Genomic DNA, 15114 nt, shown 5'->3' with positions numbered 1-15114 from the left:
CGGAGGGCGTTGCACTTTGCTCATCTTTCCATAATCCTAGATCATCACACCTTGTCAATTCAACGAGATCGCAATCAGGCATCAGCAAAGCATGCTGCAATCACTTCCAACGAACAGAAGTTGCGGCCGAAACTCGGCCGTAGGCCTTTTTGACTTCGCTGTGCTCGGCGTGAACGACAGCTGCGCGGACAACGCTGCCTTTGTCTACGCTTTCGCAAATTCTGAGACTCTAATGGCATCTTCGCGCAAGTTACTTCCTTCAAAAAAATAGTGGCCACTAGCCAAATGATGGCCATAGTGTACTGCGCGTTTCATTGGTCGTAGTGAGGTCGAAATGCTCGCAGACATGCGAGATATAGTTCAAAAGGCTCTCCCACTTGGGGGGCTTGCGCTAATATTCCTGTTAGGGGTGCTGACGCTCAGCCCATTCCTTCCTGCATTGTTATGGGCCCTTTTTATTTCGGTCGCCATTTTGCCCTTTCATGCGCAGCTTACAAACCAACTTGGACAAAGACGTGCGCTGGCGACTGGCCTTACTGTCGTCGGGTTGATACTCATCGTACTTGTCCCGATGTTGTTACTTTTTCGCTCCGTTGTAGGGATTTTGCCAGAATTAGCGATTGCCGCCGCAAACAGAGACAGCCTTGAATGGATTGGCGTTGATCTTCCCGCCGGTATCTCCGCAACTTGGCGCGATCTTTGGATAGGAATACGAGATGACTTGGAGGCGTTGCGCACTTTGATTGGCGATGATCTGCGTTTGCTTCTCTCGACAATTGTGTTCGAAGGTCGGTTAATCGGTTATTTTGTTTTGGAGTTTTTGCTGGGCCTGATCCTTGCGGGGGTAATTCTACATAACTCGCAGTATCTCAGCCTGCTCGCAGGCAAGGCGGCACTAAAACTTGGAGGAACGCGGGTCGCCGACCTTGGTGCTCGCTCGATCCTAACGATCCGCTATACCGTGCTTGGTGTTCTTGGATCAGCGGCTGTACAGGCCTGTGTAGCTGCTTTCGCATACTGGCTCGTCGGCGCGCCACATTGGCCACTCCTGGCGTTCGCAACCTTTATGCTTGGCCTTCTGCAAGTCGGCCCGATCCTGATTTGGGCACCACTTTCGATCTGGCTTTGGATGAATGATCAGTCGGTCATGGCGACCTTTATGGTTCTCTGGGGGCTTGTCGCGGTTGGGCTTTCCGACAACCTCGTAAAAGCACTTGTTGTATCGCGCGGAGCGGACTTGCCGGCAATTCTGGTTTTTCTTGGCGCTATCGGCGGGCTACTTTTTTGGGGAGTCGTTGGGGTATTCCTCGGTCCTGTCATTCTTGCACTGTGTCTCGAGTTGATTCTTTGGTGGCTCGGCGCGGAACGCTCCGATGACGAGGTTCGAGAGCTGAACGAAGAAGACCTCCAATAGCCTGAATCTGTTTGAAAAGGTTCTGAAGGGAACACCATGCGACCGATGCCCTTGCAGACTGCGCAGCGAATTCCGAATAAATCACTGGCTTCCTCGATCCTTAAGTGCCGACATGTCTGGCAACGGGGCAGCGTTCGCTTTTTACCTTAATGAGCACCTACTTCAGAACCGAACACTGTGCTAGCAGAGCCCCGGGTTCGAATTGAGGACACTGCAGTATTTCATCCGCAGCTAAACCAACCCATTTGCGTTACTTGATTTTGCCAGAGAGAATGGCGTCCGACTATTAGTGGTAGTGTCATTGATGGAGGATCGAAGGTTGGAAATCGTTGGAAGCGTCGCCTTTGTTAGTGGCGGCAGCGGTGGGCTTGGCTCGAAGATCTGTAGGCTCCTCGCTCGCAACGGCAGCAAAGTGGTTGTCGGATACCGCAGTGGATCGGACCGCGCGGAAGCAGTCTGCGCGGACATCAAAAGCCAAGGCGGCACGGCTCGCGCAGAACAGTTTGACCTCACCGAGCCTTCTTCAGTGCATGCCTGTATTGGCAGGATAGTCAGCGAGTTCGGCGGGCTGGACATTCTGGTGAACAATGCCGGCATGGCCTCTGGCGGGCTCAACTTGCCAACTGGTGATCTGGAAGCCCTCACCCCGGAGATTTGGACGGAAATGCTAACGACAAACTTTAGCGGTCCATATTTTCTTACCAGAGCAGCCGCTCCTCATCTGCGAGCGTCCACTTGGGGTAGAGTTGTAAACATTTCATCTACAATTGGGCATGGGGATTGGGGTGCTGCAGTAGCCTATGCGCCAAGCAAAGCTGCTGTCGTACCTCTCACAAGGTTTCTGTCTGCAGCCTTGGCACCCGATATCACGGTGAACTGCGTATCTCCCGGTTTGATGGAAGGGACGCAAATGTCTGGCGGGGCTACCAAAGAGTACGTTGCAATGTGGCGAGATCGGTCGTTTCTTGGGAAAACTACCTCAATTGACGACGTTGCACAGCAGGCACTGTTGTTTTGTAAGAGCCATACAATTACTGGGCAAACTGTCGTGATCGACGGGGGTATTCACCTTAACTGATGTCGGCTTTGGGCGCAAAGCTCATGCATTGGTGATTGTAGTTTGAGTGTTCACGAGCCATGCAAAAAGGGAAGCCTGCCACATTGGCGCAGGTTCTAATTGGCTTGGTCGTCCTGCTGTTCAGGACTTAGCGGTTTCCCGCAATCGTAAACACAAAATCTCCATTGCTTGGCTTCCGTGCCAAGCGTGTTTACAGAGTATCAGTGCAGTAACCAACGAGCAAGACGACGCAGGATAGGGATCGTTGTCGCTGTTCGCTGCATTGTTGGTCGACGGCCGATGGCAGCCCAAACCAGACATTCATCAGCGGGCTTTGCAAACCCCTATTTGCGGACAAAGCTGTCGTTCTGTGCGAAGCAGCAGGCCCACGAATTTGACTCCGAGCCGACATCCAAAAATTGACTCAATTGCTGCGGATGCAGCCCGCTTAGCCATCATGCGTTGCGATGGCGGTAGTACTTCTTTTGCGAGCGACCACAAAGCTGACGAACTGGCGCGAACGTCGCACAGGAACCCATTTCTTCCGTAGAATTTGGTACAACGACTCAATCTGCTTATGATTGGCTTAAGCCGTTGAATTCGGATGCGCATATGTTTCGACTAATTATAGTTACTCTGTCGCTGTTTATCTTTCCGTTTGAGAAGGCATTGGCGGAAATCATCCATCTTCACGCCAAACGTGGAAATATTGAGGGCGTTCTCGCGGAGCTAGACAAGGGTGTGCCGCTCGAACTTCGCAGTACGAACATGACAAGTGCACCGGGCGTTACACCGCTTTTTGTTGCGGCAAAATTCGGCCATACTGAGTTGGTTGAACTTCTTCTTGAACGAGGTGCCGATCCCACAATTTTTTTCTATCAGGGAAATGATATTTATACGGTTGGAACCGCTCTCCACCATGCGGCCGGGTATGGTCACATCGAAGTAGTAAAAGTGCTCATTGAGGCTGGGGCGGATCCAGCCAGCTATGAACCATATATCTCAACTCCTTTGCATCAGGCGCTGAGAGCGGGGCACATAGAAATCGCCGAGGTGCTCATCGAAGCGGGAGCGCCTCAGCGAGTAGAGAGCCAACCGATTGCCGATAAGTTGCAAGGTGCCAATGTTTCAAATGGTGAGTTTCTAGCCAGGGGGTGCGAAGTCTGCCACGGCAAACCTTCGTCGACGAGAATAACAGGTGATAATGGGCCCAACTTTTGGGGAGTATTCGAACGACGCACTGCGTCCGATCCCGAGTTTTCTTATTCAAGTTATTTGCGCGAATTAGGTTTGGTGTGGGATGCAGATACACTGAATAGCTATCTCGCTAGCCCATATCAGTTTGTACCCGGGACGACCAAAGTGATGCTCGGAATTGAAAATGAAAAAGATCGCGTGGATATCATTGCATATCTAGCAACATTGAAAGATTGAGAGACTGAGCTGAATTCGGATGGCGACCAGTTTGTCCCGCTTTGCTGGGAGATGACAAAATGCAGCGAACGTCTGCATTTCACCCACTCGGAAAATTGTTTGCCATGAAGCATCGGTCACATTGGGCTCGATGCGGCCATTCTCCGCGACTTGCATGTTTGGCAGGTCCAAGCCCAAACCGGACATTCAACCCAGGGCTTTGCAATTCCGGCTTGGCGGGATTTTTGGTCGAGGAAATTTCTTGCACCAAGGTGCTGAGCCCAAAAAGTTAACAAATCAGACCGTTCCTCTAAGCCGATGTTTTTCCTATGGTTGGTAAGAAGTACCAAGTCGGGAGGTCTTAATGAACAAGCTTATCTCAGTAACGGGTGCCGTCTGCTTTGCTTTCAATGGAGTTTGGGCCGACGAACATACCCCGCCCAACATTCTTGTCATCATGGCAGATGACGTAGGTTGGGCGAGCGTCGGCGTTTACCACGGAGGTGTCAAAAGCATTGAGACGCCGAACTTGGATCGCCTCTCCTCTGAGGGTGCTCGTCTCACAGATTATTATGCCGAGCCAAGTTGTACTGCCGGTCGATCAGCCTTCATGACCGGACAATTGCCAATACGAACTGGTATGCACACGGTTGGACTGCCGGGAGATCCGATAGGTTTAAACCCAGATGACCCAACGCTTCCGATGTTCCTGAAAAAGTTGGGGTATACGACGGGGCAGTTCGGAAAAAACCACCTAGGCGACCTCAATGAGTTCCTACCGACTGCAAAAGGTTTCGACGAGTATTGGGGTTGGCTCTATCACTTGAATGCTATGGAATATACGTCTGATCCGGATTGGCCAGACGACCCAGAATTCAACGCGCAATTTGCGCCTCGCAACATCATTCATTCATTTGCAACAGAGGAAGTAGACGAAACAGTCGACCCGCGATTTGGAAAAGTCGGGAAGCAGCGCATTATTGATGACGGGCCTGCGCCTCCTGAGCGCCAAAAGACTTTGGATGACGAAGTGACATCTTACACGAAGGACTTCATTTCTCGTGCGGTAGAGTCGGACACTCCGTTTTTTGTCTGGATGGCTCCAGCCCGTGCACACGTCTGGACCCACCTCAGCCCCGAATACGAAGCTATGTTGGGCAATGGGCGCGGACTTCAGGATGTTGTCATGAAGGAGTTGGACAACAACGTTGGTAACGTTCTCAGCCACCTTGAGGATCTGGGAGTCGCCGATAATACCATAGTGATGTTCACCGCAGACAATGGCCCGGAAACACTGACGTGGCCTGATGGTGGTACGACACCGTTTCATGGGGAAAAGGGTACTACTTGGGAAGGTGGCTTTAGAGTTCCTGCGATTATTCGCTGGCCGGGCAAAATTCCAGAAGGTCAAGTCTTGAATGGCATCTTCAGCGGAATGGACTGGATGCCAACATTTGTAGCTGCGGCTGGAGGTCCGACAGATCTAAGAGAAAAGCTCCTAGAGGGATATGAAGGCTATAAAGTGCATCTCGATGGCTACAATCAACTATCTTACCTGACGGGTGAGGATGAAGAGAGCAATCGCCGCGAGCTGATTTACTATCAGGGTACGGACCTCCAAGCAGTACGCTACAACGATTGGAAAGCGCACTTTGTCGTTCAAAACCACGGCTGGTCAGGCCCGAAGGAAGAATTGGTCGCCCCCTTGCTTTTCAACCTCCGCCGCGATCCCTACGAAAAAGCTGCGGAGGAAAGCGGTATGTACGTCCGCTGGATGGGTGAGAAAATGTGGGCATTCGGCCCAGCCGCCCGGTTAGTGCAGGCGCATCTCGCTACTTTCGAGGAGTTCCCTCCGCGCGGGAAGCCGGTCGCCAATCAAGACCATGTTGAAGAACAAACATCAACCGAAGGCGGCATCTCTCAGTAGAGGAAGCGAGGCAACCAATACGCCTTTCACACCGCAGCGTGGGCATCCGGCTCGGATCATCGGATGCCCAAAATTACCGACTAGGAATTTCGCAAAAAGCGAAACCTCTACGAGAAGGAGTCCTCCATGAGTGCTAGATTAGTCCTTCTGCTTGCTGCCGTCGGCCTCGTGCCAATTGCGGTGTCATACGGTCTGATGCCCGGCCGTTCGATCCCAGTTTTGCTGGGATTTTCAGTGGAAGGGACGAATCAGACGCATGTCTTCCGAGCGATTATGGGTCTTTACATGGCAAACGCGCTGTTTTGGTTGGCGGCTGCTTCGAAACCAGAGTTACAACGCCCCGCGCTGTGGGTTCTATTTTTGTTTATGTCAGGACTGGCCGTTGGGCGCATACTAAGCATCCTAATCGATGGAGTTCCGAACGGGGTACTTCTCTTTTATCTTGCAGCCGAGATAGCTTTTGCAGCTCTGGCGGCGGTTTCTCTGAAAAAAGTACGAGGAAACAGGAAGTGGTAAAATGGTGAAGTCTGGCTTTGTTTTCTCGATGATCGCAACTTTATCAGTTTCGGCATCCGCTTTTGCACAATCTTCATCTGTCCAGACCGCGGTGGACGAAAACTTCTTAGAGCTTGAGACTGCCGTTTCTGAAGCGGGAGCTGCTCCAATCGCATCGATAGATCATTCGCGTCTGGCCAAAGCTGAAGACGTAGAAACGCCAGCGTCCCGTGTGCTCATTTTCTCTGATCCAGAGATAAACACGCCCATTCTGAAAGAGAACGTGCGAGCAGGTCTGGACCTTCCTTTTCGAGTTCTTTCCTTCGATCAGGATGGTCGTCCACAGATCGCCTACACAGACTCTCAGTTTCTCAAAGTGCGGCATGGCCTGAATGACACCCAAGCGTTAAATGCATTTGAGAGCAAGATGCTCGAAGTTCTAAAAGACTTGGATGCAACACCAGCGCCAACCAGCGGATTGACTGCCGACTATGGGGTCATCGAACTGCAAACTCTGCTCAGCGTACCAGAGGCAGTAGAAAGTCTCAGGACAGCTGTGACGGGGCAGGACGATACTGTGTGGTTTGGGGAAATCGATTTTGCGACGGAAGCGTCCAAACTGGGGGTGGACCTGCCGGAGGCGGTACTTTTACTGTTCGGCGGACCAGCACCCGGTGGCGTGGCTATGGCGGGCTTTCCGGCAATTGGTTTGGATGCCTTTTGCCAAAAACTACTGGTTTACGCGAATGAAGAAGGCGGCTCCGTAGTGATTTTCAATGACATCGCTGCATTGGCGGAATTGCACTACGGTTCTTCAGCCGAACCTCATTACGGTTTGAACAAACGGCTTACCTCAACATTTCGCACTGCAATTGAGTAGCCGCTGTTAGGAAAACGCAAAAAAAACCTTTGCCGATTGGCCATCTTTTCGTCGTCCGCTTTGGGTTGATTTCAGCGGTTCTCAACGCAACAGGCCTACCACGCTTTGGGCCGTTCGTTAAACTTTGCAAAGGCCGCTTTCTGCGCATTGCTGTAATTGGGGCATAGCGCAGCATCGGTCAATGTGGGCTCGAAGTCGACGTTCGCCGCCCTTCGCATCAGTGACTAGAGACAGCCCAAACCAGACATTCATCAGCGATGTTTGTTGATCCCGAGGAGCGGATTGGTCCGTTCATGCAACGATGCTACCAAAAGTGGAAACCGCGCATACAGCCAGTATCCGGGATATGAAAACCTTTCTATTCGGGCAATCCACCAGCAACCATCGCACCAAAATACCGGTCCTGGTCCTCAGTATGCATAAAGGGTGTGTTTCTGTGTGTAGAAACACGGAAGTCCGGCCGGATTTCGAGTAATTTCTTTGCTTCAACCTGTGCATCTTCCAGACGTCCCATTTCAGCAAGGGTTGCGACCAAGATACGGCGCGGAGGAAGCGACTTTGGATAAGTTGAGATACCGGTCTTTGCCAGCAGAATTGCCTGTTTGTAATCTCTGATTAAGAAATGAGAAAGGGCCGCGTTAAAATTGTACCAGCCGGGATAACGCGGGTTGACCTTTTTTGCCTTGTTGTTCCACTCAATCGCTTCGGCTGGCTCACCCATAAGCGACCGTAGAAAGCCCATACCATATAGAACCTCAGGATCATTGGGGTTCTCCCGTATTGCCCGCTGAAATGCCTGGTATGCGAGTTGATGATCGTGGTCAGCAAACAAATGTAGCTGGCCCAAGCGGTGTTGAACGCGATAGTCCGATTGATCCAGTTCTAACGCACGCTGTGCGTGCCTGCGGGCTTTGTTCAGCGCGGTTTCTGGATCGTCCGACCCACCAAAGCGCCAAAGGCTAAGGTAGCGACCGCTCAATTCAATATGTGCAGAAAGGTAGTCTGGATCGAGCACTATGGCTCGTTCCAGTAGTTCAATTGCCTCTTGCCGACTCGCAGTATTCAGCAGCTTGCTTTTGGCGACAGCCCTCAGAAAAAGTTCATACGCTTCTAGATCATCGGTTGGCCGTTTCCTAAGCGAAGCGATTTCTTCTTCCTCAACTACAATTTTCAGGGTGGATGCGATTTCCCGAATAAGGTCGGCCTGAGCGGAAAACAATTCTTCGACGCCAACGTCATATTGTTCCGACCATAGAGCGTGCCCCGACTCTGTCTCTATCAGTGTTGAGTTAATCGAAATATTCTCGCCAACGCTCTGAACGCTACCTGACAGAACATATCGCACACCGAGCTCTCGACCTATTTCTCGCGGTTTGGCCAAGCTGTCCGCAAAGGTAATCGAAGTAGAACCAGCAATCACAAATAGCTGTGGAAACTTCGAAAGCTGCGTCGTGATTGCTGTTCCAAAACCTTCTGCCAGATAGCCGACCTCTTCAATTGTTGAGCGGTTCTCAAAGGGCAAAACGACGATGGACGGTTCGTCTGGGATGGCAAGCGCCAACTCCTCTTGTTCGGTCAGGGGTGCCACATCTCTGGATCGCCACCATACGACCGAAACCAGCACCAAACAGATGCATGCTGCACCGATTAGAGTTGGCACCCACTTGGACATGTGTGGTTTCGTATGCGCAACTGGCTCTGAAATAGCCAAAGCCTTGGCCTTGTCATCCAGAACGATTTCGAAGGCTCGGACTGGTCTCTCTATGTTTTTGACTTCGGTCTCACCCAGATCCTCGAAATTCAGATCCAGCTTGTCCTGTACCTGGTCCCTTACGCTGCGGTGAATGCAAATACCTCCGGGCTCAGCCAAGCCTTCAAGTCGAGCGGCGACATTGACGCCATCACCATAAATGTCTCCATCCTCGGCAATCACATCTCCGATATTGATGCCGATCCGAAACACAATTCGTTCGCTATCTGGAACGTCCGAATTTCGAGAGAGCATTTCGTTTTGAACAGAAACGGCAAATTTCATTGCCTGTACGGTGCTTTCGAACTCCAGTAGAGCACCATCACCTATCAATTTGATCGTCTTGCCACCATAACTCGCCGCAAAGGGGTCAATGAGTTCAGACCGATGCGACTTTAGTGCTGCCAGCGTCGCTGCCTCATCGCGTTCCATCAGTCGCGAGTAGCCCACGACGTCAATACTCAAGATAGTGGTAAGGCGGCGTTCCACACCCGTTCTCCCCTACACCCAAGATTATCCATCCTGATCTATTGAATCCATAGTTCTGCTATTCGCCCTATACCAAATCGCAAATTTGTGGCGCCGGTCAGGCTTCGACAAAGTCAGATTTTTAATGACGGGGACCAAGCATGGTAACCAATAGACGCTGACACTGTGTGGGCGATGAGGTGGTGCATGGCGGTGCGGAGTATTCGTCATGCAAGCTTTAAATCTACCCGTCATTCGAGTTGGCCGATCTGCGTGGAACAAAGGTCGGGTTATTGGCCAGAAGCGCCCGCTTTTGCCAAGGCATGTCTGGGCAATACTCGTTCGCTTAGAAATTTCAGAAGATCATAGGAACTTAGCACTGTTCAATTTAGCAATAGACAGTAAGCTCCGTGGTTGCGATCTAGTTCGCCTGAAAGTTGCAGACGTATTTGCCGCTGGACAAGTAAAGGAACGCGCGTCTGTCAACCAAAGCAAGACAAAGATACCCGTTCGTTTTGAAATTAGTAGTGGTACGCGAAACTCGCTTTTGAATTGGCTGAAACAACCTGCAATGAAAAGATCCGAGTACTTGTGGCCAGGGCGTTTTCAGCATCGGCTGCATATTTCTACTCGTCAGTACGCGAGGTTGGTTCAGTCATGGGTCGCTTCGATTGGGCTTGATCCCAGTCAGTATGGGACCCATTCAATGCGACGCACAAAAGTGGCGCAGATTTATCGTAGAACAGGTAACTTGCGAGCCGTGCAGCTATTGCTTGGTCACACCAAGATGGACAGTACAGTGCGTTACCTGGGTGTAGACATCGAAGACGCACTCGCCATCGCGGAAGCCACCGAGGTGTGATCTATCAGGCCGCTTTCGAGCGGCCTTTTTTGCGCGAACCCCGAGAGTAGAATTTTCAGCCCCAAAGCGGACATGGCGCAACTCAAGGCGAGGACAATTCGGCTGTTTGTTCTCCAAGCCTTTCGCGCAGACAAATGGTAAAGTTCCCCAACGCTGAAACCGACTTCAAGCAAGGTCAGAAACCGACCCTGTTCATTTTCGCGTGGTCTAAACACTTAGCGACCAGTATTAAACAGAAAGGAGGACAACACGTGGAGCGAAAGCTAGCGGCCATCCTGATTGCTGACCTTGTCGGCTTTACCGCTCGGATGGAGCGGGACGAGAAAGGCACGCTCGAAGTCCTTTCAGCGCACATTGACGATATTGCTGCTCCGCTTGTCGGTCGGTATTACGGTCGCATCGTCAAACAGATGGGTGACGGTCTGCTCGCCAGCTTCGACAGCGCAGTCGACGCCGTTTCCTGTGCGGTTGAATGGCAAAACGCATCAGCGGCAGGTAAGGACCCTCTCCAATTTCGTATTGGCGTTACTCTTGGGGACATAATCGTGCGCGACGGAGATGTTTTTGGTTCCGGTGTGAACCTGGCGTCGAGACTGGAGCAGCTTGCCCCACCGGGCGGTGTGTTGGTGTCGGACGCTGTATATCGTGTGGTCGGAAACCGTATACCGGTTGCTTGGGAGGATGCTGGTCAGCACACGGTAAAGAACGTTGCCGAACCGGTACATGCTTGGCGCATTGGCGGGTCAAGCACAGTATGCGCTAAACCGGATCGGCCTGAATCGTCAGGAACAGCCACTATTGCGGTCTTGCCACTGCACAACATGAGCGATGACCCCGAGCAGGCCTTCTTCAGCGACGGGATTGCGGAAGACATTATTGTGGGCTTATCGCGTTTTCGGACGCTCAAGGTTGTTTCCAGAAATGCGTCTTTCAGGTTCCGGACACAGGACACAGATCCAGCCAAAATCGCGGAGGCTCTCGGCGCAGATTACCTGGTTGAAGGCAGCGTGCGGAAGGCTGGCAGCCGCGTTAGGATCTCGGTACAGCTCGCTGACGCCCGTACAGGTACTCAACTTTGGTCGGATCGATACGACCACGAACTGGAGGACGTTCTGGCGGTACAAGACGAGGTGGCCCGAAGTATCGTCGCAGTGTTGCCAGGCAGGGTCCAGCACGATGTTGTCGACCGTTCGACACAGAAACCAACGGATCAGATGAAGGCCTATGAACTGATGCTCAAGGGCAAGGCACTACGCGACGGCTTGAACGCACGAGATACGGCCAAGGCGAGAGCGTTGTTGGAACGAGCGGTCGCGCTCGATCCGACCATCGCGCGATCTTACATGTATCTTTCGGACACGTATGTCATAGACTTGTGGCTTGGTCTGGCAGACGCTGACGCACCGGCCCACACGTTGAAGATCGCCCGAAAGGGCGTGGCACTGGATAACCGGGACGTCTACATTCAAGACCAGCTTGGGTTTGCTTATCTCTGTGCCGGGCTGTGGAGCGAGGCCGAAGCGCAATTCAACAAGACACTTTCCATGATAGAAAGCGAGGCGGAGTCGATGGCATGGTGCGGCTACGCTTTCCTATTGCTCGGCTTGCACGAAAAGGCGCGCGAAGTAGTTTCGGAAGCTATGGCGCTGGACCCGCTACATCCACCTGCCATCGACTGGATTATGGGGCAGGTCGAATTTTTCAACGGCAACTTTGAAGCAGCGCTTAGTTTTCTAATGGGAGCAGCGCGGCTTAACTCGTTGGCCACAGCATTTGTCGCCGCGTCCTACGCGCAGCTCAAACGGGAGCGAGACGCCTCTGACGCATTGCAAGAATTTGTTTCTGAACGTCACGATGAGTTCACAAGTCGAGGAATTGTGGTTGAGGATGATACGTTAGATAGTCTTGCTCGCGGGTTTCGGTCTATGTGGCGGCGACCGGATGATTTTAAACTTCTCACCAATGGGCTACGGGCGGCAGGTATGACCGGCTGACGGCGACATTTACTCTTTTGTCCAACCGCCGCGGCCTCAATTACGCGTTTCTCTGGGCCCTGTTTTTTCGGCCGATGGCAGCCCGAAGCAGACATTCAAAACAAGACTTTGCAGTTCCAGCTTTTAGCATGAAGCGGGCATGAGTGAATGGTGTCGCAAGCGCTCGACCAGATTTTCACAACGTGCGCGCAATTTGGGATATATTCGGCCAGTGTTCTCATCCTATGCCCGAAGAAACGACGGCGAGCAACATGCGACCGCACTGGCGCAGGTGTTTCAACCTTGTTCTTTTACCGTTTTCTTAAAATCCGACGGCGACATTCCAGACCATTTTCGGAAGGCCCTCGAAAACGCGGTGGAGTCTGCATAGCCAAGCCGCAGTGCGGTCTCACCAACGGACTTCCCTGCCGAACCCAACAGCTTCTTTGCTTCTTCCAGTTTGACACCAGATATGACCTGAGAGGCTGATTGCCCGTAAGGGGCCAGCCGATTGTTCAATGTTTCCCGGTGGAAACCGCATAGGCGCGCCAGTTCGTCTACACCAAATCCCGGCTCGCCAAGATGAATCCGGATCAGGCCCTGAAGCCCGGCTAAGAAATCTTGAGGCGCATGCTGGTCGGGGGTAGCGCCTGTCAGGTCTGACGGGTTTTCCAATGTTTCCGAGAGCAAATGATGGCTCAGCCAGGGTGAAGGAAACCGGATCGAAAAGCCCTGAGGGCTACACTTGATGGCTTGAACACCATGAAAATGCTTGGGCAGCACGTCAGGTTCGCTGACCCGTAAGATGATCTGGCTCGGGTCCCACCTAAAATCCAGAACCCGGTGCAGTAATGATATCCAGATGCTCGCTAGAAATGCGTCGGTCTGTCCCGGCGAAACTGAAAACTTGAAATTCCGCTTGGCACTGAAATAAGCGTGCTCGCCTTCCACAAGCATAGACTGTGTGACCGCGTTGGATTCTTTCGAGACGGCTTGAGTGTATCGCGTAAAGAAGTCACCCAGCGTCAACGCCTCGGCCAACATGTCACCAAGAGGCAGAAACCGAACAAGGTCAATTGATTGACCAACTAGCGCGCAGAAGTCTGGTGATGTTGCGTCAGCAGCGGCTTGATGGATTTTATAAATCGTCTCGTGAGGCAGGAAATTCTGGCGATCCATCACCTGAGCTTCGCTCACGCCCAGAGGGTCCAGAACGAAGGCTGGCTCTACACCGGCGCCACGCAAAGCAGCTACCACCGGTGCAGCAACCGACGCCCGAACCAGCGGCAAGGCCTTCTTTGTGTTTTGGTCAAATGCGTCCATGTCGCCCTCAAATATCATGAAGGTAACGACAGAAAGACAGAAAACACACAAAAAGGTGCCAAAAGCATGCAGAATGCCAAATCAATTTGGCGCAGCCTGCCATACTGTCAGGCAAAATCCGGCAATCACTCTAAAATCATATTCAGAAACATACATCTGTGATTCGTATTTGGAGGGCCTCAATGACACCGAAATTCAAACACCTGGTGGCCACGACAGCCTTTTCTGCAAGCCTGGCAATCGCGGGCCAAGGTTTGGCGCAGGAAGAAAGCTTTCCGATCCTCTTTACCAATGTGCACGTGTTTAACGGTGTCGATGAACAACGACTTGAGAACGCAAACGTTCTGGTCGTGGACAACCTGATCGCAGACGTATCAGCGGAACCGCTGGCCGTCGCCAATGCCCAGATCATTGACGGTGGTGGTCGAACCCTGATGCCGGGCCTGATCGACGCACATGTGCATATGACGGTCACTGAACCGGTGGCGGACCTGCGCGATAACTTCGACTGGATGTACTGGGGTGCAGTATCAACAATTGAAGCTGAGAAAATGCTGCTACGGGGTTTCACCACAGTTCGGGATGCGGGCGGCCCGGCAATTGGTCTGCAAAAAGCGATTGATCGGGGTAAGGCCGTTGGCCCGCGTATCTACGCCTCTGGGCCTGTGATCTCGCAAACCTCGGGGCATGGAGAACATCGCGTCTACACCGAACCCCATCCCAATTTCATGGGGGCGCAACCGTCCTTCTTCAACCAGCACTTGGAGTTCCTGGCCGATGGCGTGCCGGAAACACTGCGCGCGACCCGCGAAGCCCTGCGCCTTGGCGCTGTCCAGATCAAGGTGATGGCTGGCGGAGGGGTCTCCTCTCAGGTTGATCCGTTACACACCGTTCAAGGTCTGCCGGAAGAGCTGGAAGCGTCGGTTCGGGCCGCTGCCGATTGGGGAACCTATGTCATGGTTCACGCCTATACAGACGAATCCATCGTGCGCTCGATTGAGGCAGGTGTGATCAGCATTGAACATGGACAACTGATGACCGAAGTCGGGGCTCAAGCGATCAAGGACGCAGATGCTTGGATCGTTCCGTTCTACTCTCTTTTGGGGCTGGACGAACAAACCGTTATTTCCGCGCTTGGGCCAGGGGCCGCAGAAAAGTTCCTCAGCGTGCAAGCGGGTGCACGAAATCAGATGCAATTGATCAAAGACTTCGGGATCGAGAACGTGGCTTTCTCAACCGACATTATCGGCGATCCCGTCGCGCTGACCAAGCAAAACGATGAGTTCAAATACCGGCTGGAGGCATGGACTTCACACGAAATCCTGCAACAAGCCACGTCAAAGTCCGCCGCACTTCTGGCGCTTTCAGGAAAACTCAACCCCTACACAGCAGGCCCGCTGGGTGTGATCGAACAGGGAGCATACGCCGATCTGCTGCTTGTTGAAGGAAACCCGGTCGAAGATGCCGAGATCCTGGTCGACTACACCAACAACATCGACCTGATCATGAAAGACGGCGTGATCCACAAGAATACACTCGATTGAGTATCGCG

At 52.4% G+C, this 15114-nt stretch carries 11 protein-coding genes; 9 read left to right on the top strand and 2 right to left on the bottom strand.

Annotated elements, in window-relative coordinates; translation table 11 throughout:
• Positions 1 to 334 precede the first annotated feature (334 nt).
• From ACR1XU_RS16750 to ACR1XU_RS16725, 6 genes are all read left to right on the top strand, one after another.
• Complete coding sequence (locus ACR1XU_RS16750) at positions 335 to 1414, top strand: AI-2E family transporter (RefSeq protein ID WP_170681394.1); 1080 nt, start codon at positions 335 to 337, stop codon at positions 1412 to 1414.
• A 304-nt stretch (positions 1415 to 1718) separates the two neighbouring features.
• On the top strand, positions 1719 to 2492 hold the full coding sequence (locus ACR1XU_RS16745; protein ID WP_480908796.1) for an SDR family NAD(P)-dependent oxidoreductase: 774 nt from the start codon (positions 1719 to 1721) through the stop codon (positions 2490 to 2492).
• A 591-nt stretch (positions 2493 to 3083) separates the two neighbouring features.
• Entirely contained in the window at positions 3084 to 3905 is an 822-nt protein-coding gene (locus ACR1XU_RS16740) for an ankyrin repeat domain-containing protein (RefSeq protein WP_480908771.1), read from the top strand.
• Positions 3906 to 4248: 343 nt separating this feature from the next.
• Entirely contained in the window at positions 4249 to 5811 is a 1563-nt protein-coding gene (locus tag ACR1XU_RS16735) for an arylsulfatase (protein ID WP_480908772.1), read from the top strand.
• Between the two features lie 126 nt (positions 5812 to 5937).
• Positions 5938 to 6327 (top strand): DUF4345 domain-containing protein, encoded by a 390-nt coding sequence (locus ACR1XU_RS16730; RefSeq protein WP_480908773.1) that lies wholly within the window; start codon positions 5938 to 5940, stop codon positions 6325 to 6327.
• Position 6328: 1 nt separating this feature from the next.
• Positions 6329 to 7186: a DUF302 domain-containing protein gene (locus ACR1XU_RS16725; protein ID WP_480908774.1), complete on the top strand. Its 858-nt coding sequence runs from the start codon at positions 6329 to 6331 to the stop codon at positions 7184 to 7186.
• Between the two features lie 358 nt (positions 7187 to 7544).
• Here ACR1XU_RS16725 and ACR1XU_RS16720 read toward each other — a convergent pair whose 3' ends face one another.
• The gene (locus tag ACR1XU_RS16720; protein WP_480908775.1) at positions 7545 to 9425 is read right to left on the bottom strand and encodes a tetratricopeptide repeat protein; all 1881 of its coding nucleotides are present in this window, start codon (positions 9423 to 9425) and stop codon (positions 7545 to 7547) included.
• Between the two features lie 208 nt (positions 9426 to 9633).
• Here ACR1XU_RS16720 and ACR1XU_RS16715 point away from each other — a divergent pair, with 208 nt between their 5' ends.
• Positions 9634 to 10266, top strand: a complete 633-nt coding sequence (locus tag ACR1XU_RS16715; protein ID WP_170807636.1) for a tyrosine-type recombinase/integrase — start codon at positions 9634 to 9636, stop codon at positions 10264 to 10266.
• Between the two features lie 134 nt (positions 10267 to 10400).
• Positions 10401 to 12260, top strand: a complete 1860-nt coding sequence (locus ACR1XU_RS16710; protein ID WP_480908776.1) for an adenylate/guanylate cyclase domain-containing protein — start codon at positions 10401 to 10403, stop codon at positions 12258 to 12260.
• A 276-nt stretch (positions 12261 to 12536) separates the two neighbouring features.
• On the opposite strand, the gene ACR1XU_RS16705 is transcribed toward ACR1XU_RS16710, so the two are convergent.
• Complete coding sequence (locus ACR1XU_RS16705; RefSeq protein ID WP_480908777.1) at positions 12537 to 13562, bottom strand: helix-turn-helix domain-containing protein; 1026 nt, start codon at positions 13560 to 13562, stop codon at positions 12537 to 12539.
• 182 nt (positions 13563 to 13744) lie between these two features.
• On the opposite strand from ACR1XU_RS16705, the gene ACR1XU_RS16700 reads away from it, so the two are divergent.
• Positions 13745 to 15106, top strand: a complete 1362-nt coding sequence (locus ACR1XU_RS16700) for a metal-dependent hydrolase family protein (RefSeq protein ID WP_480908778.1) — start codon at positions 13745 to 13747, stop codon at positions 15104 to 15106.
• Positions 15107 to 15114 lie beyond the last annotated feature (8 nt).

It is taken from the genome of Ruegeria sp. D1(2025) (assembly GCF_056536425.1).
This window is presented reverse-complemented; position numbering and strand designations above follow the sequence as displayed.

Excerpts from the sequence above, each read along its gene's own strand:
- ACR1XU_RS16715 (WP_170807636.1), top strand. The coding sequence starts at position 9,634 with ATGCAAGCTTTAAATCTACCCGTCATTCGAGTTGGCCGATCTGCGTGG.
- ACR1XU_RS16750 (WP_170681394.1), top strand. The coding sequence starts at position 335 with ATGCTCGCAGACATGCGAGATATAGTTCAAAAGGCTCTCCCACTTGGG.
- ACR1XU_RS16705 (WP_480908777.1), bottom strand. The coding sequence starts at position 13,562 with ATGGACGCATTTGACCAAAACACAAAGAAGGCCTTGCCGCTGGTTCGG.
- ACR1XU_RS16725 (WP_480908774.1), top strand. The coding sequence starts at position 6,329 with ATGGTGAAGTCTGGCTTTGTTTTCTCGATGATCGCAACTTTATCAGTT.
- ACR1XU_RS16740 (WP_480908771.1), top strand. The coding sequence starts at position 3,084 with ATGTTTCGACTAATTATAGTTACTCTGTCGCTGTTTATCTTTCCGTTT.
- ACR1XU_RS16730 (WP_480908773.1), top strand. The coding sequence starts at position 5,938 with ATGAGTGCTAGATTAGTCCTTCTGCTTGCTGCCGTCGGCCTCGTGCCA.
- ACR1XU_RS16745 (WP_480908796.1), top strand. The coding sequence starts at position 1,719 with ATGGAGGATCGAAGGTTGGAAATCGTTGGAAGCGTCGCCTTTGTTAGT.
- ACR1XU_RS16700 (WP_480908778.1), top strand. The coding sequence starts at position 13,745 with ATGACACCGAAATTCAAACACCTGGTGGCCACGACAGCCTTTTCTGCA.
- ACR1XU_RS16710 (WP_480908776.1), top strand. The coding sequence starts at position 10,401 with ATGGTAAAGTTCCCCAACGCTGAAACCGACTTCAAGCAAGGTCAGAAA.
- ACR1XU_RS16735 (WP_480908772.1), top strand. The coding sequence starts at position 4,249 with ATGAACAAGCTTATCTCAGTAACGGGTGCCGTCTGCTTTGCTTTCAAT.